The following is an 18,058-nucleotide window of genomic DNA, read 5'->3' on the forward strand; positions in this document are numbered from 1 at the left end:
CGCTAAAGCAACTCGAGCAGTAAATCCAATTGGTTGATTTCAATATGCGGTAATACCGGTTGTGCTTTTTTATGCCGTTGCTGCATACATGGATTTAACCAGACACTTTGGCAGCCCGCCATTTTCGCCCCAGCAATATCGGACAGCGGATGATCGCCCACATGCAATAACGCCGACGGCCTAATATCTAACTGGCGGCAAGCGAGGGTAAACATGTCGGCTGCAGGTTTCATTTTAACGCCATGACCTGGGTGTAATACAAATTGCATCACCTTATCTAACCCAATACGTTGGGTGTCGACATTACCATTGGTGATACCGATAAGTCGGTAGCGTTGACTGAGACGTTCTAGCAACTGCATCACATTATTATCAATGGTAAAATTACTACGATGATGATGAAAACAGGTCATCCCATCTTGTGCCCCTTTACTGGCTTCAACTTCGCTATAATTAAAGTGTAAAAGACCTTGGTGCAACATGGCATAGCGGGCGGCACTGGTATCATGAGCTAACTCTGGGTGTCGCGTAAACAGCGCATGTTTGAGTTGCTGCCATTGATCGACATTCCATGCTGTTGTAGCGGGATAGCTTTGATTAATGTACCAAAACAGTTGCTCACTGGCATGCATTACATAAGGAAGGTTATTGTACAGCGTGTCGTCTAAGTCAAAACTAATCGCGCTAAACGTTTGTAGACGCTGATATTGGATTATTGAAGCTTTAGGCAATGGCGATGGCATTATTTCCCCCTGTCTTTTTTCGCTCTTGGATGCGCGTTATCGTACACTTTGGCAAGGTGTTGAAAGTCTAAACTGGTATAAATTTGTGTCGTCGATAAGTTAGCATGACCGAGTAATTCTTGTACGGCACGTAAATCTTGGCTTGATTCAAGCATATGGGTTGCAAACGAATGGCGCAACTTATGCGGATGAACTTTGACCGCCATGGCTTGCTCTTGTCCCCACTTAGCCATACGCGCTTGAATACTACGATGAGACAATCGTTTGCCTTGACTGCTGACAAATAACGCATCTCCTGCTTCAGCGCAAGGTAGTTGATTACGGCAATTCAGCCAAGCGGTCAATGCCTGTAAGGCTAGCTTACCAATAGGCACAACACGCTGTTTACTGCCCTTACCCATGACTTTAACTTCACGTTGATCAAACTTGATGTCAGCGCAATCTAAGCTGGCTAGCTCGGCTAAACGTAAACCACTTGAATAAAATAATTCCATAATGGCTTTGTCACGCAAACTCAAAGGATCATCGCCCGCTATGGACAATAAATGACTAACGGCATCCACATCCATATTTTTTGGTAAGGGTTTATTTTGTTTTGGTGCACTTAAGGTCTGTGCTGGGTTTACCGTTACGGCACCTTCTCGCAATAAAAAATCAAAGAACTGTTTTAAGGCAGACAAACACAAAGACAAGGATCGAGGACTCAATCCTTTACGATGTAACCTTGCCAGTACAGATTGCAGTTGTTCACGAGTGGCATCTATGAGGTTGGTTGGTTCCGTTAAGATGGCTTCAACTCGACGCAGTTCAAACATATAGTTACGCACGGTATAGGCTGAAAGCTGTCTTTCTGAGGTCAAATGTTGGCTAAATATCGTTTGCCAGTCTGTTGGCTTCATCAAGGTACTCCCAGATTGTAACTACTCAGGCCGTCGCCATTTAAGCCTATTTCATTGTTGAAAAATGCTCATTTAACACACTAAACTACGCTTTTTGCCTTGAACTAAGCATAAATGACTTAGTCCTGAGCATTTAGATTACATTTTGATACCAACATCTCAAATTAGAATGGCGACTAAGTGGTTACAAACGATTGACCTAATCCGTGTATCCTAAACAATACACTTGGCATTAACGATTACAGTTGCGGCAACATATGGTCCAGCAAACGACGCAATTGGCTAAATAACAACGAATCCATGTCGGGATGAAAATGGGTTGGATTTTTACTTGCGATGGCAAATATCACCTGGCCATTTTCATCAGATAATTTAGTTAATGCCACAGAGCCGACTTCGCTACCAAACAAACGTTTAGATTCTGACTGGGTTAACCGGCCAAAGTAATAACCGTTTTGGACTCGATGACGCCAAATCTTAGCTAATTCACTGTCGATATCGTGCACAGTAATCAACCTGACATGACTAAAGCCAAACTCGGTTTTCAACCCCTCTGACAGCACTAGACGCAGCTCACCCAAGTCTTGGCTCGCAAGCATTTTAAACGATAACTCAGTATTAAATTTAAATATTCTCTCGTTATGAGTCGCAATATTCATTAGCGAAGTAATTTCTTCTTCGAGCTGACCCACTCGTTGACGCAATAGCTCTTGGCGGCGTTCAACTAATGATACCGCGCCGCGTTCAGTATGCGGTATACGCATGGCGACTAACAGCTCAGGATAGCGATTAAAAAAGTCAGGATTATCCAATAAGTATTCGCGGATCAACATTTCATCAAACGGCGCTTGCTGCATACTCACCATCATATCGGCACCAAGATCTTGGCCAATTGAATTAATATCTTTTGCTTGAGCGCTGCTAACAGTATCGTCAGTGGCCTCATTGGTTAAACTGGCTTCAGTGGTAATGTCACTCATAATTGTATTTGTCCGTCATATACGTGTTCAGCCGGTCCAGTCATCCACAGAGGTTTACCCTCACCGTCCCAATTGATCACTAAACTACCACCAGGTAAGTCAACTCTCACCTGCTTATCAAGCTTACCTTGTAATTGCCCAACCGCTGCAGCGGCACAGGCTCCTGTACCACAAGCTAACGTCTCTGCCACACCACGCTCATATACCCGTAATTTAATATGTCCAGGGGTAATGACTTGCATAAAGCCCACATTCACGCCTTTAGGAAAGCGCTCATGACGGGTTAACATACTACCAATTTCATCAACGGCCACGGTTTGCACATCCTCGACGTCGATGACACAGTGTGGATTACCAATTGAAATAGCGCCACATAAGTAAGTTTGCATTGAGGTTTGTAGTAAGTATGTTTTTTCGCTTTTTTTGGCTTTAAACGGAATTTGGCTTGGCTCGATAACAGGTACGCCCATATTGACTGTCACGTTACCATCACGCTCAATCCGTAACGTGATTTTGCCTGAATTAGTACTCACGCGAATTTTATTTTTTTGGGTTAAGCCTTTATTTCGAACAAAACGAGCAAAACAGCGAGCACCGTTGCCACACTGTTCAACTTCACTGCCATCGGCATTAAAGATGCGATAATGGAAATCTAAATCAGGATCATAGGGCGGCTCGACCAACAGTAGTTGATCAAAACCAATCCCAAAATTGCGATCTGCAAGACGGCGAATTTGCTCAGGCGAAAAAAACACATTTTGTGTTACGCCATCAACAACCATAAAGTCATTACCCAGTCCGTGCATCTTAGTGAAATGGATCACAAAAGTTTCCTTATAAAACGTTATGCCGCTAGCTTACTGCCTATGGCAATAAATGTTCGCCTTGCCAAAGTTGTTGTAGCGTTTCGCGCTGACGAACAACAAAATCATCACCACCATCAACCATAATTTCAGCGACTCTTGGGCGAGAATTATAATTTGAGGCCATCGCAAAACCATAAGCGCCACTAGAGCGAACCGCTAAGAAGTCACCCGTTTTTACCGCTAACTGCCTGTCTTTACCCAAAAAGTCACCGGTCTCACACACTGGGCCTACGATATCATAAGCAAACGTTGGCGCATCATTTTGTTGTACCGGAATAATATTTTGCCATGCGCTGTAAAGTGATGGACGAATAAGATCATTCATTGCCCCGTCGACAATCGCAAAACGCTTATCGCTGTTTTCTTTTAAATAAAGCACTTGAGTGACGAAAATACCTGCGTTAGCCGCAATCGCACGACCCGGTTCAAAAATTAACGTTAACTTACGTCCATTTAATCGTTCAAGTAATGCTGCAGCATAAGCATCGGGATGTGGCGGAGTTTCAGCGTTATAAGTCACGCCTAAGCCGCCACCTACATCAAAATGTTTTATCTCAATACCTAGCTCACCTAAACGGTCTATCAACGCAAGCATGCGATCCATCGCATCTAAGAAAGGTTTTATTTCAGTGAGCTGAGAACCAATATGACAATCAACCCCTTTAACATGTAAATGAGCTAATTGAGCCGCACGGGCAAAAACCACTTCGGCTTCATCCATTGCGATGCCAAATTTATTTTCTTTAAGACCTGTCGAAATATAAGGATGAGTACCGGCATCAACATCAGGATTAATTCGCAACGAAACGGGTGCCACTTTCCCTAATCGCCCGGCAACATCATTGAGCTGTTCAAGTTCGGCACTCGACTCAACATTAAAACAGTAAATCCCGATGTTGAGAGCTTGCTCCATTTCGGCAACGGTTTTGCCCACACCAGAAAAAACCACTTTGTTAGGATCGCCGCCCGCTTGCAGCACACGCGAGAGCTCACCGCCAGAGACAATATCAAAACCACTGCCTAAACGGGCCAATACATTTAATACCGCAAGGTTTGAATTGGCTTTCACTGCATAGCAAATAAGATGAGGATGATCAGCAACGGCATTATTAAAGGCATGCCAATGACGCTCTAATGTGGCACGAGAATATATGTACAGCGGCGTGCCATGAGTCTTGGCCAATTTTGCTACATCGCAGTCTTCTGCGAATAGTGAATTATTTTGATAAGAAAAGTAATCCAAAATACGGTCCCTTATAAATGCTATTCTTGTTGTGAAATTGAGGATTGAGAGTCGAGTTCCTCTGTTTGCTTTAGCACATCTGTGCTGGCAGATTTTGGGGCGACTTTATTGACCACTGGCTCAGGTGTTTTGTACAAAACCCCTTTTTGACCACATGCGGTTACGAATAGGCTAGCAAGCATAATAAATAAAAGCAGTCTCATTTTTCTCAACATCTGTGCATCTAGTTAATAATGGACTTATAATCGCATTCATAACGCAGAAAGCAAAGGATAGAAATACATGGCTATTACAGATACTGAATTTCATCGATTAGCCGATGAAATGTTTGCCGAGATAGAAAACGCGGTAGAAAAAGCAATTGACGAGCAAGATGCCGATGTCGATATCAATGCAAGCGGCAATGTTTTGCAGTTGGCTTTTGAAGATGGTTCGCAAATCGTCATCAATAAACAAGAACCGCTTCATGAAATTTGGCTAGCCACGAAATCTGGTGGCTATCACTTTAATTATAATGACGAAAAATGGTTAGATACCCGTAATGGGTTGGAATTTATGCCTTTCGTGATTGATGCAATTAACAAGCAAAGCGGTATTGTGCTCAAGATAAACCCATAAATGTCCCATTGTTTGAGTTTGTGATAGCGATTGAGTGAGTTATTAAATAGTGATTGATATTGGGCTTATGCTTAAAATGCTGAGCCCATCTCATCTTTTGACAAACCAAAGGGCATAACGGTTAATTCACCTTCTATGCGTACAAGTTGGAAAAACTGCGGCATATTAAAAACAGGATGTCGTTGTTTTTTCTCGTCAAATACGTATAAGTGACTTTCTTGGGCAACAAAATCATTGATGTTAGTATGTTGATATTGTAAATGCTCAAGCTGATTAATTTCATCCGCGATATACACATCCAGCATTTGATTACGTTTATGTAAAAAGTACTGTTTCGCACCCATCACTGTATATTGGTAGATCACCGATGGCGCACTCGAATGAGGATCATCCGCTAAATCAGGCCGCGGCAACACATAAGTTTCATCACTCTTTTTATGAGCCATCGAGTCACGTTTACGATACATCATCCCTAAAGAATTAAAATACAGACGGTATCGTTGATCACCAATCGTTATTGAATGCATCAATGTATTCGTCTGATCCGCCTTCTTCATTAAACCATAACAACGTAACAGCAGTGTTTTGAGCTGATTGAAAATCTGTTGCTTTAACTTGGCTGAGCAACTAATAATCGATAAATCAACTTGTTCATTCGAACGCTTTAATCCCAATATAATAAATGAAATCGCTTCAAGTAATGCGGTGTGACCGTTAAAACGATGACATTGCCATTCACCCCAACTGTCTAAGCAAACGATTGCAACTGATGACAACATATTCTGTTTAGTTTGACCTAGGGATAAAACAGTGGCATTTGCATGATCCAGCATCGATTCAGGTCCAAACCATTGAGTCGTCGGATCACCATCCATATTCGCAATAAACACAATTTTTTGATAAAACCATGGCTCACATAAATCGCGCTTAGACACCGTGGGCACATGATGCATGATAGGGATCAATTTACGCGAAAGGTAGCCTAGCTTGTCGGCGCGCATTTTATTGCGCCCAACTTGAAACCAATGAGTCTCTGAAGTTGCCAGACCATTCATCACTGACCACGCAACTAGGCTGCATATGTTGTCAGCATCGTGTATAGCATGATTATCAAAGGCGTTTTGTTGATAACGAGTATCGACTTGAAATTGATCCAGTTCGTCATAAGGTTGACGATATAAATAAAATCGTGATGTCTTTAAGCAATGGCGGATCGTTAACGACTTTTCCGCGGTCGATAAACTCCATAAACGATTTAGAGGCTGCAACAAATGGTCATCATGACTAAAATAAGTGTGTAATTTACGCGCCAACAAGCCGAGTTCTTCAACCCGCATACGTTCACTTAGCGTTTGTTTCGAGGCAAATTTTAATAGATTCTTGTAACTGACTAATAGCAGTTCACTGAGCTGCTGATTGAACCATTTTAACTGGCCGGCATGCCAATAAGGGCTATTATCCAATGTGGCAACTAACTCATGGCTCCACCCCCATTGCTTAACGAGACTGTTAATTTTTTCAACCCGCCAGTCTGTCGCACTATGAGGTGATACACACGATAACGTAACGCCAGACTTTAAGTAAAAACAACGTCTGACAATTTCTAAACGATTATGCTCTCCCTGAGCAATCAAGTAAGCTTCTATACGTTGATAAAGCAGTAAATAAGCATCGTTATCAACACTAAAATCTTGTTGTTGACAATATTGCCAAATTTGCTGGGTTATCATCTGGGTATGTGGGTATTCAGAAGCATATGTTTCAAGCAGTAACACTTTTAATAAAGCTTTATGAGGTTTATTTAAGCCCTTATAAAGCTGCCATAATGAGGCACCAAAATACTCTCCTGCTGGCAATGAATTGACATCACCAAGATACAGTAAGTTAGGATCAGATTCAGTATCTTGACTATCGGCATCGGGCCACCAAGCAACAATTTTGCCTGCGAGTCGAATGTGAGAGCGGTAAAACTCTTCTAACAATAGCCAATGTTGGCTACTACCACTGTGTTCTATGCCTACTGACTGGCAATTATCAAATGCGCTGCATTCTCTAAATTGCATGGGATGCACAAGATAAAAGTTAACTTCAAACTCAAAACCGGCAAACCAGTCAGTAATGAGTTTGTTCTTATATTCGATTAAGTTAAGCTGGTCTTGGGTAAGATTACTGTTGTAAACCAACCAGATATCTATATCACTTTGCGGGTTTTGTCCAAAACTGGCAGTGCTACCCATGGCATATATGCCTTCAAAAGCCGTAGCACTTGAATCAATAGCCTCCGAAATAGGTAAACTCAAGGCATCACATGCTGAAATCATCGCGTCTGACAATATAAAATTGTGTATTCCACACGGCGTCTTAGGATCAATAATGTCAGAAACATCTATTTGATTATATTGAATTAAAAATGGGATGAGATGAAATAAATGTTGCTGTAAATCAGGCAACACATTAAGCACTCTAGTCAATCTGATGCTATTTAGTTTCTCAGCTAGATCCTTTTGATAATATGCCGTTTTATCGGTCAAGACTCACATCCTTTATACTTTGGCTAATACAAACGCTTAAAAACAAACCGTTAATAACAAATAATTATAAGAAACTAATTTATTATTACAATTACCACCAATAAAGCCAACCAACCTCACGTTTTCGCCAAAACAGTGATAATGGTAGCACTTTTTTTTAGTTTCGCCAGAAGTTAATCGAGGATCTAGGCCCAGAATAAGCTCTACAGACTTCAAACAATTGCCATCGATTTGTTACATCATCGCTTGAGCAATGATAGCATTACCTCAATGAGGCTATCTGATGGATCTACTACAATGTCTGAAAATATAATTCGTATCGCAACACGTAAAAGTCCACTGGCAATGTGGCAAGCTGAATTTGTCAAAGCTGAACTTGAACGCATTCACACTGGATTAACCGTTGAACTATTGCCGATGAGCACCAAAGGTGATGTCATTTTAGATACTCCGTTGGCTAAAATCGGTGGCAAAGGACTGTTTGTTAAAGAGCTTGAAGTTGCCATGCTTGAGAATCGTGCCGATATTGCAGTGCATTCAATGAAAGACTTGCCGGTAGACTTTCCAGAAGGGTTAGGGCTTCAAGTTATTTGCGAACGTGAAGATCCACGCGATGCTTTTGTATCAAATAATTATAAATCTATCAGCGAATTGCCTCAGGGCGCGGTGGTAGGCACATCAAGTTTACGCCGACAGTGCCAAATTAGAGCCGCTCGCCCTGATTTAGTGATCAAAGATTTACGCGGTAATGTTGGCACCCGTTTAGCCAAGCTCGACAGCGGTGATTACGCAGCCATTATCTTGGCAGCTGCAGGATTAATACGCTTAAAATTGAATGACCGTATTGCAGGTTTTATCTCTGCCGAAGAGTCACTTCCAGCTAATGGCCAAGGTGCGGTGGGTATTGAGTGCCGTACCGATGATGAGCGCGTTAAGGCATTATTAGCGCCACTTGAACATTTAGAAACCCGTTATAGAGTGCTTGCTGAAAGAGCAATGAATTCCCGTTTAGAAGGCGGATGCCAAGTCCCTATTGGTGCTTTTGCTGAAATTAACGGTGATACCTTAACCTTACGAGGTTTAGTCGGTAATCCTGATGGTAGCCAAATAGTCCATGGCACAGTATCGGGCGCTAAGCAGGATGGTATAGCGCTTGGTAAATCTCTTGCAGAAGATTTAATCAGTCGCGGCGCTAAAACTATTTTAGATGCTGTGTATGCCCGTTAATATTTTGTCATCAAGATAACAGACGATGAAAGTCTTGTTAACGCGCCCACTCGGGCGCAATCAAGCAATGGAGGAGCAACTCTCACGTCGAGATGTTGCTTATCTTGTTACTCCACTTTTAGCGATCATTGATACAAACGAATCGATTACTAACGCCGTACTAGACCAAACTGATAATTTATTATTTATTAGTACCAATGCCGTCGATTTTGCCGCAAAAAAACTCCACAACAATTTCCCCTCATATTGCCGTTATTTTGCTGTCGGTCAAGCAACGGCAGATAGCCTAGCCCAATATAATATCCATGCCGTTAGCTCGCCAGAAGACAGTCAAGATAGCGAAGGCTTATTGTCACTGCCCCAATTACAGCATGTCGAAAAACAATCATTTATTATTGTTCGAGGCTTAGGCGGACGAGAAACACTCGCTGAACAGTTACAACTACGTGGCGCCAATGTGAGCTACTGGCAGGTCTACCAACGCGCGCTACCAAAACTTGACGGCAAAGAGATAACTCAACACTGGAAATCGTTTGGGATAGATACCATTGTGATTACCAGTGGTGAAACATTATCCAATTTAATCGAGCTTGTACCAAAAGAATTATTTGCATGGTTACGTGCATGTCATATCATAGTCCCCAGTAATCGCGTCGAGTTACAAGCTAAAGCAATGGGATTGAGCCATATTACCAATGCAAATGGAGCCAATACTCAAGCTATACTAACGAGTCTTGCTTTATAATTTGTTATTGTATTGTTATGTTGCATCGACACGCATTTATTAATATTGCTTTTATTGGTTGTATTTTTGCTTTCAAGGACTGTTCATGGAAAACAATAAAAAAGATCCAAACTCGCCAGCACACAAGGATGAGAACGTTATGTCTCCTGCGCCAAGTCCAACGGACAATCCGGCACAGGCCAAAAAAGGCAATGCGACCAGCCAGCAGTCTGCTGACAAAACCAATAATAATCAGTCCAATCCCTCTGCAAAATCCTCTGTGAATTCTCCTGTAAATTCTCCTGTAAATAAGAGCCGACGCAAAGCTAAACCTAGCTCTTGGTGGATCCGCCTTGGAGTCTTGTTCAGTTTAATCGTGGCAATTATTGCTATCGCAGCTTGTTATTGGCTCTATTTGCAGCTTGATCAACAAGGCAATGACCAAGCTCAGTTGGAACAAAGTCTCACTGAGCAAGTAACACAAAATAAATCGTTAAAAGATGAATTACAACAAACGACAATGGCAACCAATAAGCGCATTGGTACACTAGATCAACAACAGTCAAACGATACCAAAGCTTATGCGAAGTTGGCCGATCTGCAGCAATCAACTAAACAATTGCAAGAACGTGTCGCCATTATTGCCCAGCGCAGTCCTAACCATTGGATGGCATCAGAAGCGGAATACCTAGTGCGCATGGCGGGCCGAAAGCTGTGGTTAGAAAATGATCCACAAACTGCAATTGGTTTATTACAGTCAGCAGATGAGCGCATCAGCTCCATGAAAGATCCTGCATTAACATCTCTGCGTAAGGCCTTAGCTGATGACATCACCAACGTTAAAGCATTAAAAACCACAGACGTAACCAATACTATTTTTGACCTAGATATCCTTATCGATGGCTTAACACAATTACCGTTAAATCGTATTGATGAAAATTTTGCTGCAACCAAAAATACCCCTCCAGTAACGGACTCAATTGACGACTGGCAACAGAACCTGGCCCGTACTTGGCATGATTTAACTGATGGCTTCATCACTATCCGTAAACGTACTACTGATTTAGAACCGCTATTGTCACCTGATCAACAGTGGTATTTGGTCGAAAACATTCGCAACAAATTACTGCAAGCACAATTAGCATTGTACCGTTTTGATCAAGTGAATTATCAACAGTCTATTTCTTTAGCAGACAAGTGGTTACAACAGTACTTTGATTTAAGGGATCCAAAGACCAAAGCAACGATTAAGTCTTTAGATAAACTTGCCAAGGTTAAGATTGACAAAATTACACTCAATAAATTTCAAGCATCGCCACTACTGCAGCAACTCGTTATCTATGGTGAGATTATGCCTACTGAGGAGCCTGCACAATGATTAAGACGCTAGTTTATGTGGTGCTCATTTTAATTGGACTGTGTCTCAGTCCACTTATTGTTGGGCAAAGTGGTTACGTGTATATCGCGATTGGCGACTACCAAGTCGAAACCAGTTTAGTAGTAGGAGTGATTGGATTAATTGTATTTTATTTTGCGCTGCAATTACTCGAGTGGTTAATCGTCCTTCTATTAAATATCGTACTAAGCAGCCGATATCTTCCAGAAGAATGGCGAAGAAAAGCGGCTAAAAAACATACTTTAATCGGCGCTTTAGCACTGGCAGAAGAAGATTGGCCAGCGGCAGAACGAGCCATGGCTAAAGGTGCTGAAAAAGGTGAAATTCCAGTATTAAACTTATTTGCAGCGGCCAGAGCAGCACACTATCAAGGTGATATCACCGCGCGGGATCATTATTTAACTCAAGCAGAGGTCCACCCTATCGCAAAAACGGCGGTATATACTTCGCGTACTCGTTATTTAATCAAGCAGGGTGAATTCGTTAAAGCCCGTGCAATACTAGATACACTCAGCCCCACAAGTAAAAGCAGTGCCCCAGTGTTGAAACTGGCTCAAGAATTATATCTACAGCAACAGGATTGGCAGGCATTAAAGTTGCTGTTACCTATTTTGAAAAAGCGCCAATTGTTAGCTGAAACGGAGTGGAGTCAATTAAACACTAAAACGAACAATATTTTAATGTTGAATGCAGCAAAAACCTCTGAAGCAGAGTTGAATAAATGTTGGCATTGGTTAAATAAGTCAGAACGTAAACAAGATGAATTAATATTAGCTTATGCTCATGGCCTTATTCAGTATGGTCACAAAGAACAAGCGATAAAGTTAATTCATAAACAAGTTAACGCTTCGCCATCGGCGGCTTTATTTTCGGCAATACCAGATTTAATTAGTGCACAAGATCAAGATATACGAAAATTACTCGGCCGATTAGAAACCTCTCATGAAAATGATGCTGACTATCAAATGTGCCTAGCAAAACTTGCCATTCAAAGTCGTGACACTAAACAAGCCAAAATTCATTGGCAAAACGTATGTCGCATAGCACCCACTCATCAATCATGGCTCGCGTTGGCGCAAGCACAAGAACAGTTGGGTGAAAACTCTACTGCGGCCCATAGCTATCGCAACGCGGCTAATATCATGTAAACAGTGATTTTATTATTTGGTACACACTTAAAGCCTGCAATTTGCAGGCTTTTTTGTTAAATTTGTTAACTTTTTGTTTATTAGGCCGATATATAGACAGAAGAGTTAATCCAAAATAGTGAACTTATCGTGACTTAAAACGTACAACATGGTTAGAATTGACATCATCATAATATCTTTATATATCAAATTCAACACCTTAGTTAACAATCCATTAAACGTCAAAAAATTGACTATTTTAGCAACCAATGATATTATTCTTAGTGGATTGTTTCTAAATTTATTTTAATGTTAATACTATTTATTTTAATGTTAATACTGATAGGTTAATACGCAGATACTTTGCATATTAACCTATTAATATCTTAAGTGTATCAAAGCTGTTGGGAGCTTCAAATGGGATCGATGACTACATCAAAGAATGGAATACTTTCTGCTTCAGAAGGTTCGGTGACAATAACTATTAACAATGAAACCAAGGAACTACAACTTGGTCAGACAGCTCCGGCAGGCGCAATAGTCGCTAGCAGTGATGAGCTTGGTTTTGTTATAACTTTGATGACGGTACTATTTTTAATAGTGCTAATACTCCTAATGATGAATCACTCATAACACCAGCTGATACTAATAATGATGCGATTGTTGGACAAGCAGCAGATCAACAATCTTTGGATGAAATAGAAGCCTTACAGGCATTGATTGCATCTGGCGAAGACCCAACTGAAGATTTACCAGAAACTGCCGCTGGCACCCCAACTGTCAACCAAGGTGATTCTGGTTATGTTGCTGTAACACGAGATGCTGGCGAGACAATTGCAAATGCAGGCTACGACACGACAGGACAAACTGCTGCCCCAACAGCAGTGACTCAAGAAGAAATTGTTATTGAAAATGATTCCCCATCGATTTTATTAAATGACGTCATTACAGTTAACGAAGATCAAATTTGCTTCTGGCAATGTACTCGATAACGACAGCGATGTTGATTCAGATTTAAGCGTAGTCAGTTTTGAAGTAGATGGTCAAACCTATCCTGCAGGTACAGAAATCGAGCTTGAAGGTGGCGTGCTCGTTATCAATCCTGATGGTTCTTTTACTTTGCTCCTAATGAAGATTGGAATGGTCAAGTTCCGGTTATTACCTATACCACCAATACTGGCATTACCGCGACACTAACGATTGAAGTTACGCCTGTTGATGATGCGTCTGTACTTGTTAATGACAGCAATAGCGTTGCAGAAGATACTGCCGCCACCGGAAACGTATTAGATAACGACAGCGATGTTGATTCAGATTTAAGCGTAGTGAGCTTTGAAGTTGACGGCCAGACTTATTCTGCCGGTACCGAAGTGACTCTTGATGACGGTGTTTTAGTTCTTAACGCTGATGGCTCGTACACTTTTACACCAAATGAAAACTGGAATGGCCAAGTCCCTGTCATCACCTATACCACTAACACTGGTGAAACCGCGACGCTAACAATTCAAGTCACGCCTGTTAATGATGCGTCTGTACTTGTTAATGACAGCAATAGCGTTGCAGAAGATACTGCCGCCACCGGAAACGTATTAGATAACGACAGCGATGTTGATTCAGATTTAAGCGTAGTGAGCTTTGAAGTTGACGGCCAGACTTATTCTGCCGGTACCGAAGTGACTCTGGATGACGGTGTTTTAGTTCTTAACGCTGATGGCTCGTACACGTTCACGCCAAATGAAAATTGGAATGGCCAAGTCCCTGTCATCACCTATACCACCAATACTGGTGTTACCGCGACACTAACGATTGAAGTTACGCCTGTTGATGATGCGTCTGTACTTGTTAATGACAGCAATAGCGTTGCAGAAGATACTGCCGCCACCGGAAACGTATTAGATAACGACAGCGATGTTGATTCAGATTTAAGCGTAGTGAGCTTTGAAGTTGACGGCCAGACTTATTCTGCCGGTACCGAAGTGACTCTTGATGACGGTGTTTTAGTTCTTAACGCTGATGGCTCGTACACTTTTACACCAAATGAAAACTGGAATGGCCAAGTCCCTGTCATCACCTATACCACCAATACTGGTGTTACCGCGACACTTACCATTGAAGTCACGCCAGTTGATGACGCATCGGTTTTGGCTAACGACACCAATACTGTTGCTGAAGATACTGCCGCCACAGGAAACGTATTAGATAACGACAGCGATGTTGATTCAGATTTAAGTGTTGTGAGTTTTGACGTTGACGGCCAAACCTATACGGCTGGCACTGAAGTGACTCTTGATGACGGTGTGCTCGTGCTTAATGCCGACGGCTCATATACCTTCACGCCAAATGAAAACTGGAACGGTACAGTTCCGGTGATCACTTACACCACTAATACTGGCATTACCGCGACACTAACGATTGAAGTTACGCCGGTTGATGATGCATCGGTTTTGGCTAACGACACCAATACTGTTGCTGAAGATACTGCCGCCACAGGTAACGTATTAGATAACGACAGCGATGTTGATTCAGATTTAAGCGTAGTGAGCTTTGAAGTTGACGGCCAGACTTATTCTGCCGGTACCGAAGTCACTCTTGATGACGGTGTTTTAGTTCTTAACGCTGATGGCTCGTACACTTTTACACCAAATGAAAACTGGAATGGCCAAGTCCCTGTCATCACCTATACCACTAACACTGGTGAAACCGCGACGCTAACAATTCAAGTCACGCCAACTAACGACGCGCCAACCATTGACGTGGTTGCCAATGACTTTACTGAAAACAGCGCCGTCGATGGCGATGTGGCAGCAACCTACACCACCTTTGATGAAGACGGCGATCTACTGACTGTTGACTTTACCCCGGCAGCAATGACGACGGTTACTACGCGTTGGTCAACGGCGAAGTGGTGTTGACCCCAGCCGGAGCTGACTTAGTCAACAGCGGCGGCACCTTACCGCCGGTAGATTTAACCGTGTCAGATGGCAGCTTAACCGGCCAAGACAGTGACACCCCAGCGATCACTGCAATGAATGATGCGCCTACCATTGATGTTGTCGCCAATGACTTTACTGAAAACAGCGCCGTTGATGGCGATGGCAGCAACCTACACCACCTTTGATGAAGACGGCGATCTACTGACTGTTGACTTTACCCCGCAGCAATGACGACGGTTACTACGCGTTGGTCAACGGCGAAGTGGTAAACCCAAGCAGGTGCTGACTTCGTTAACAACGGCGGCACGCTGCCTGCAATTGATTTAACCGTTTCTGATGGCAGCTTAACAGGTCAAGACAGTGACACTCCGGTGATCACCCTACGAACGATGCGCCAACCATTGACGTGGTCGCCAATGACTTTACTGAAAACAGCGCCGTCGATGGCGATGTGGCCGCGACCTTACAACACCTTTGATGAAGACGGTGATTCACTGACGGTGGACTTTACTCCGGGCACCAATGACGACGGTTACTATGCGTTGGTCAACGGCGAAGTGGTGTTGACCCCAGCCGGAGCTGAGTTAGTCAACAGCGGAGGCACCTTACCGCCCGTTGATTTAACCGTGTCCGATGGCAGCCTAACCGGACAAGACAGCTGATACCCCAGCGATCACGGCAATGAATGATGACTTCACTGATGCCAACGAAACTCGCAGCGGCCCCGTCATCACCTATGTGTTAAGACAACCCTGAAGTGACCGGTAATGTGATTGATGGCAGCAGTGACGATGGCCCTATTTCAGTCACCACCTTCCCTGTCGCGGGCGATGCAACCGGTGTCGGTAGCTTTACCGCAGATGGAACCGATGATCACCTATGTGTTAACCGACGGCTGCCGGTGTCGGTATCTTTAGCTTAACGGATAACGAAGTGGTGGCAGAAGACAGCGGCGCAACCACGGGCACCGTATTAACGGGCACCAGCTTACCCAGTGGCTAATTACAACGGCCCATTGTGCCGGTGATCACCTATGTTAACCGACGGCTCTGGCCCGGCCCGACCGACACGTCTACCTTGACCATCACCGTGACCCAGTGAACGATGATTTTCACACGCGAACGAAGTGATTTCAGTGGCAGAAGACAGCGGCGCAACCACGGGCACCGTATTAACGGGCACCAGCTCAGAACCGAAAGCTTCAGCATCAGTGGCATTGAGACAGCGGCGGTAGCTTTACCACAATGGGCACTGTGGCTAATTAACGGGCACCAGCTCAGTTGATGGTCCTGTGACCGTACAAAGCTTCAGCATCGACGGCGTTACTGGCCCATTGACCTTAGGTCAAGCGGTGATAATTGCCGGTGTCGGTAGCTTTACATTAAGCGCCAATGGCGCATACAGCTTTACTCCAGTGGCTAATTACAACGGCCCCGTGCCGGTCACCTATCAACCGACGGTTAACCGACGGCTCTGGCCCGACTGACACGTCTACCTTGACCATCACCGTGAGCCCAGTGAACGATAATTTCACTGACGCGAACGAAGTGATTTCAGTGGCAGAAGACAGCGGCGCAACCACGGGCACTGTATTAACGGGCACCAGCTCAGTTGATGGTCCTGTGACCGTACAAAGCTTCAGCATCGACGGCGTTACTGGCCCATTGACCTTAGGTCAAGCGGGTGATAATTGCCGGTGTCGGTAGCTTTACATTAAGCGCCAATGGCGCATACAGCTTTACTCCAGTGGCTAATTACAACGGCCCCGTGCCGGTGATCACCTATGTTTCAGTGGCAACCGAACGGCTCTGGCCCGACCGACCGTACAAAGCTTCAGCATCGACGGCGTCTACCGCCAATTGACCATCACCGTGAGCCCAGTTAACCGACGGCCTGGCCCGACTGAACGATAATTTCACTGATTTCACTGACGCGAACGAAGTGATTTCAGTGGCAGAAGACAGCGGCGCAACCACGGGCACCGTATTAACGGGCACCAGCTCAGTTGATGGTCCTGTGACCGTACAAAGCTTCAGCATCGACGGCGTTACTGGCCCATTGACCTTAGGTCAAGCGGTGATAATTGCCGGTGTCGGTAGCTTTACATTAAGCGCCAATGGCGCATACAGCTTTACTCCAGTGGCTAATTACAACGGCCCCGTGCCGGTGATCACCTATGTTAACCGACGGCTCTGGCCCGACTGACGTCTACCTTGACCATCACCGTGAGCCCAGTGAACGATAATTACTGACGCGAACGAAGTGATTTCAGTGGCAGAAGACAGCGGCGCAACCACGGGCACTGTATTAACGGGCACCAGCTCAGTTGATGGTCCTGTGACCGTACAAAGCTTCAGCATCGACGGCGTTACTGGCCCATTGACCTTAGGTCAAGCGGTGATAATTGCCGGTGTCGGTAGCTTTACATTAAGCGCCAATGGCGCATACAGCTTTACTCCAGTGGCTAATTACAACGGCCCCGTGCCGGTGATCACCTATGTGTTAACCGACGGCTCTGGCCCGACTGACACGTCTACCTTGACCATCACCGTGAGCCCAGTGAACGATAATTTCACTGACGCGAACGAAGTGATTTCAGTGGCAGAAGACAGCGGCGCAACCACGGGCACTGTATTAACGGGCACCAGCTCAGTTGATGGTCCTGTGACCGTACAAAGCTTCAGCATCGACGGCGTTACTGGCCCATTGACCTTAGGGTCAAGCGGTGATAATTGCCGGTGTCGGTAGCTTTACATTAAGCGCCAATGGCG

Annotated in this window: 22 protein-coding genes and 1 pseudogene; 15 read left to right on the forward strand and 8 right to left on the reverse strand. The window is 43.9% G+C overall.

The features are described 5' to 3' along the window. Window positions 1–2: 2 nt before the first annotated feature. From CXF80_RS11390 to lptM, 6 genes are all read right to left on the reverse strand, one after another. Window positions 3–743, reverse strand: a complete 741-nt coding sequence (locus tag CXF80_RS11390; RefSeq protein WP_101032978.1) for an HAD-IA family hydrolase — start codon at window positions 741–743, stop codon at window positions 3–5. Further along, a complete protein-coding gene (gene xerC, locus CXF80_RS11395) occupies window positions 743–1,642 on the reverse strand; it encodes a tyrosine recombinase XerC (protein ID WP_101032979.1) in 900 nt (299 codons plus the stop codon). The genes CXF80_RS11390 and xerC overlap by 1 nt, the downstream gene beginning before the upstream one ends. 239 nt (window positions 1,643–1,881) lie before the next feature. Continuing rightward, window positions 1,882–2,511 carry a DUF484 family protein gene (locus CXF80_RS11400; protein WP_101034757.1) on the reverse strand — a complete coding sequence of 210 codons (630 nt, stop codon included), beginning with the start codon at window positions 2,509–2,511 and terminating at the stop codon, window positions 1,882–1,884. A gap of 107 nt (window positions 2,512–2,618) precedes the next feature. Further along, window positions 2,619–3,446, reverse strand: coding sequence for a diaminopimelate epimerase (dapF, locus tag CXF80_RS11405; protein WP_101032980.1), 828 nt, complete (start codon window positions 3,444–3,446; stop codon window positions 2,619–2,621). Between the two features lie 40 nt (window positions 3,447–3,486). Beyond that, window positions 3,487–4,731, reverse strand: a complete 1,245-nt coding sequence (gene lysA, locus CXF80_RS11410; protein WP_101032981.1) for a diaminopimelate decarboxylase — start codon at window positions 4,729–4,731, stop codon at window positions 3,487–3,489. Window positions 4,732–4,751: 20 nt separating this feature from the next. Then, complete coding sequence (gene lptM, locus CXF80_RS11415; RefSeq protein WP_198554847.1) at window positions 4,752–4,934, reverse strand: LPS translocon maturation chaperone LptM; 183 nt, start codon at window positions 4,932–4,934, stop codon at window positions 4,752–4,754. Between the two features lie 79 nt (window positions 4,935–5,013). On the opposite strand from lptM, the gene cyaY reads away from it, so the two are divergent. Continuing rightward, the gene (cyaY, locus tag CXF80_RS11420; RefSeq protein ID WP_101032983.1) at window positions 5,014–5,349 is read left to right on the forward strand and encodes an iron donor protein CyaY; all 336 of its coding nucleotides are present in this window, start codon (window positions 5,014–5,016) and stop codon (window positions 5,347–5,349) included. A gap of 71 nt (window positions 5,350–5,420) precedes the next feature. Here the strand turns inward: cyaY and CXF80_RS11425 are convergent, their stop codons facing one another. Beyond that, a complete protein-coding gene (locus tag CXF80_RS11425) occupies window positions 5,421–7,880 on the reverse strand; it encodes a class I adenylate cyclase (protein WP_101032984.1) in 2,460 nt (819 codons plus the stop codon). Between the two features lie 297 nt (window positions 7,881–8,177). On the opposite strand from CXF80_RS11425, the gene hemC reads away from it, so the two are divergent. The 12 genes and pseudogenes from hemC (at window position 8,178) to CXF80_RS20620 (ending at window position 16,993) form a co-directional block, all read left to right on the forward strand. Next, window positions 8,178–9,107, forward strand: coding sequence for a hydroxymethylbilane synthase (gene hemC, locus CXF80_RS11430; RefSeq protein WP_101032985.1), 930 nt, complete (start codon window positions 8,178–8,180; stop codon window positions 9,105–9,107). A gap of 25 nt (window positions 9,108–9,132) precedes the next feature. After that, window positions 9,133–9,852: a uroporphyrinogen-III synthase gene (locus tag CXF80_RS11435; protein ID WP_101032986.1), complete on the forward strand. Its 720-nt coding sequence runs from the start codon at window positions 9,133–9,135 to the stop codon at window positions 9,850–9,852. An 85-nt stretch (window positions 9,853–9,937) separates the two neighbouring features. Then, a complete protein-coding gene (locus CXF80_RS11440) occupies window positions 9,938–11,209 on the forward strand; it encodes a uroporphyrinogen-III C-methyltransferase (protein WP_101032987.1) in 1,272 nt (423 codons plus the stop codon). Further along, on the forward strand, window positions 11,206–12,375 hold the full coding sequence (locus CXF80_RS11445; RefSeq protein ID WP_101032988.1) for a heme biosynthesis HemY N-terminal domain-containing protein: 1,170 nt from the start codon (window positions 11,206–11,208) through the stop codon (window positions 12,373–12,375). Before CXF80_RS11440 ends, CXF80_RS11445 begins: the two co-directional genes overlap by 4 nt. A gap of 668 nt (window positions 12,376–13,043) precedes the next feature. Further along, complete coding sequence (locus CXF80_RS20455) at window positions 13,044–13,346, forward strand: hypothetical protein (protein ID WP_101032990.1); 303 nt, start codon at window positions 13,044–13,046, stop codon at window positions 13,344–13,346. Further along, window positions 13,291–13,551 carry an Ig-like domain-containing protein gene (locus tag CXF80_RS20460; RefSeq protein WP_157822220.1) on the forward strand — a complete coding sequence of 87 codons (261 nt, stop codon included), beginning with the start codon at window positions 13,291–13,293 and terminating at the stop codon, window positions 13,549–13,551. The genes CXF80_RS20455 and CXF80_RS20460 overlap by 56 nt, the downstream gene beginning before the upstream one ends. After that, window positions 13,521–15,110, forward strand: a pseudogene (locus tag CXF80_RS20465) (tandem-95 repeat protein); the annotation flags it as partial. The gene CXF80_RS20460 and the pseudogene CXF80_RS20465, both read left to right, overlap by 31 nt. Before the next feature lie 149 nt (window positions 15,111–15,259). Beyond that, the gene (locus tag CXF80_RS11465; RefSeq protein ID WP_101032992.1) at window positions 15,260–15,472 is read left to right on the forward strand and encodes a hypothetical protein; all 213 of its coding nucleotides are present in this window, start codon (window positions 15,260–15,262) and stop codon (window positions 15,470–15,472) included. A gap of 231 nt (window positions 15,473–15,703) precedes the next feature. Further along, window positions 15,704–15,949, forward strand: coding sequence for a hypothetical protein (locus CXF80_RS11470; protein WP_157822221.1), 246 nt, complete (start codon window positions 15,704–15,706; stop codon window positions 15,947–15,949). Between the two features lie 95 nt (window positions 15,950–16,044). Next, entirely contained in the window at window positions 16,045–16,209 is a 165-nt protein-coding gene (locus tag CXF80_RS20145; protein WP_157822222.1) for a hypothetical protein, read from the forward strand. 369 nt (window positions 16,210–16,578) lie between these two features. Further along, window positions 16,579–16,773, forward strand: coding sequence for a cadherin-like domain-containing protein (locus CXF80_RS11475; RefSeq protein WP_101032994.1), 195 nt, complete (start codon window positions 16,579–16,581; stop codon window positions 16,771–16,773). Further along, window positions 16,679–16,993, forward strand: coding sequence for a hypothetical protein (locus CXF80_RS20620; protein WP_269801259.1), 315 nt, complete (start codon window positions 16,679–16,681; stop codon window positions 16,991–16,993). Before CXF80_RS11475 ends, CXF80_RS20620 begins: the two co-directional genes overlap by 95 nt. Before the next feature lie 75 nt (window positions 16,994–17,068). On the opposite strand, the gene CXF80_RS20150 is transcribed toward CXF80_RS20620, so the two are convergent. Then, on the reverse strand, window positions 17,069–17,206 hold the full coding sequence (locus tag CXF80_RS20150) for a hypothetical protein (RefSeq protein WP_157822224.1): 138 nt from the start codon (window positions 17,204–17,206) through the stop codon (window positions 17,069–17,071). Window positions 17,207–17,237: 31 nt separating this feature from the next. Here CXF80_RS20150 and CXF80_RS11490 point away from each other — a divergent pair, with 31 nt between their 5' ends. Continuing rightward, window positions 17,238–17,492, forward strand: a complete 255-nt coding sequence (locus CXF80_RS11490; protein WP_101032997.1) for an Ig-like domain-containing protein — start codon at window positions 17,238–17,240, stop codon at window positions 17,490–17,492. Between the two features lie 66 nt (window positions 17,493–17,558). After that, the gene (locus tag CXF80_RS11495) at window positions 17,559–18,035 is read left to right on the forward strand and encodes a cadherin-like domain-containing protein (protein ID WP_101032998.1); all 477 of its coding nucleotides are present in this window, start codon (window positions 17,559–17,561) and stop codon (window positions 18,033–18,035) included. The last annotated feature ends 23 nt before the right edge of the window (window positions 18,036–18,058 follow it).

It is taken from the genome of Shewanella sp. Actino-trap-3, assembly GCF_002836275.1.
Taxonomy (GTDB): domain Bacteria; phylum Pseudomonadota; class Gammaproteobacteria; order Enterobacterales; family Shewanellaceae; genus Shewanella; species Shewanella psychromarinicola.

Coding starts and splice junctions, on each gene's coding strand:
- CXF80_RS11390 (WP_101032978.1), bottom strand. CDS start 743: ATGCCATCGCCATTGCCTAAAGCTTCAATAATCCAATATCAGCGTCTA.
- xerC (WP_101032979.1), bottom strand. CDS start 1,642: ATGAAGCCAACAGACTGGCAAACGATATTTAGCCAACATTTGACCTCA.
- CXF80_RS11400 (WP_101034757.1), bottom strand. CDS start 2,511: ATGATGGTGAGTATGCAGCAAGCGCCGTTTGATGAAATGTTGATCCGC.
- lptM (WP_198554847.1), bottom strand. CDS start 4,934: ATGAGACTGCTTTTATTTATTATGCTTGCTAGCCTATTCGTAACCGCA.
- cyaY (WP_101032983.1), top strand. CDS start 5,014: ATGGCTATTACAGATACTGAATTTCATCGATTAGCCGATGAAATGTTT.
- hemC (WP_101032985.1), top strand. CDS start 8,178: ATGTCTGAAAATATAATTCGTATCGCAACACGTAAAAGTCCACTGGCA.
- CXF80_RS11435 (WP_101032986.1), top strand. CDS start 9,133: ATGAAAGTCTTGTTAACGCGCCCACTCGGGCGCAATCAAGCAATGGAG.
- CXF80_RS11440 (WP_101032987.1), top strand. CDS start 9,938: ATGGAAAACAATAAAAAAGATCCAAACTCGCCAGCACACAAGGATGAG.
- CXF80_RS11445 (WP_101032988.1), top strand. CDS start 11,206: ATGATTAAGACGCTAGTTTATGTGGTGCTCATTTTAATTGGACTGTGT.
- CXF80_RS20460 (WP_157822220.1), top strand. CDS start 13,291: ATGACGTCATTACAGTTAACGAAGATCAAATTTGCTTCTGGCAATGTA.
- CXF80_RS11470 (WP_157822221.1), top strand. CDS start 15,704: ATGACTTTACTGAAAACAGCGCCGTCGATGGCGATGTGGCCGCGACCT.
- CXF80_RS20620 (WP_269801259.1), top strand. CDS start 16,679: ATGGCGCATACAGCTTTACTCCAGTGGCTAATTACAACGGCCCCGTGC.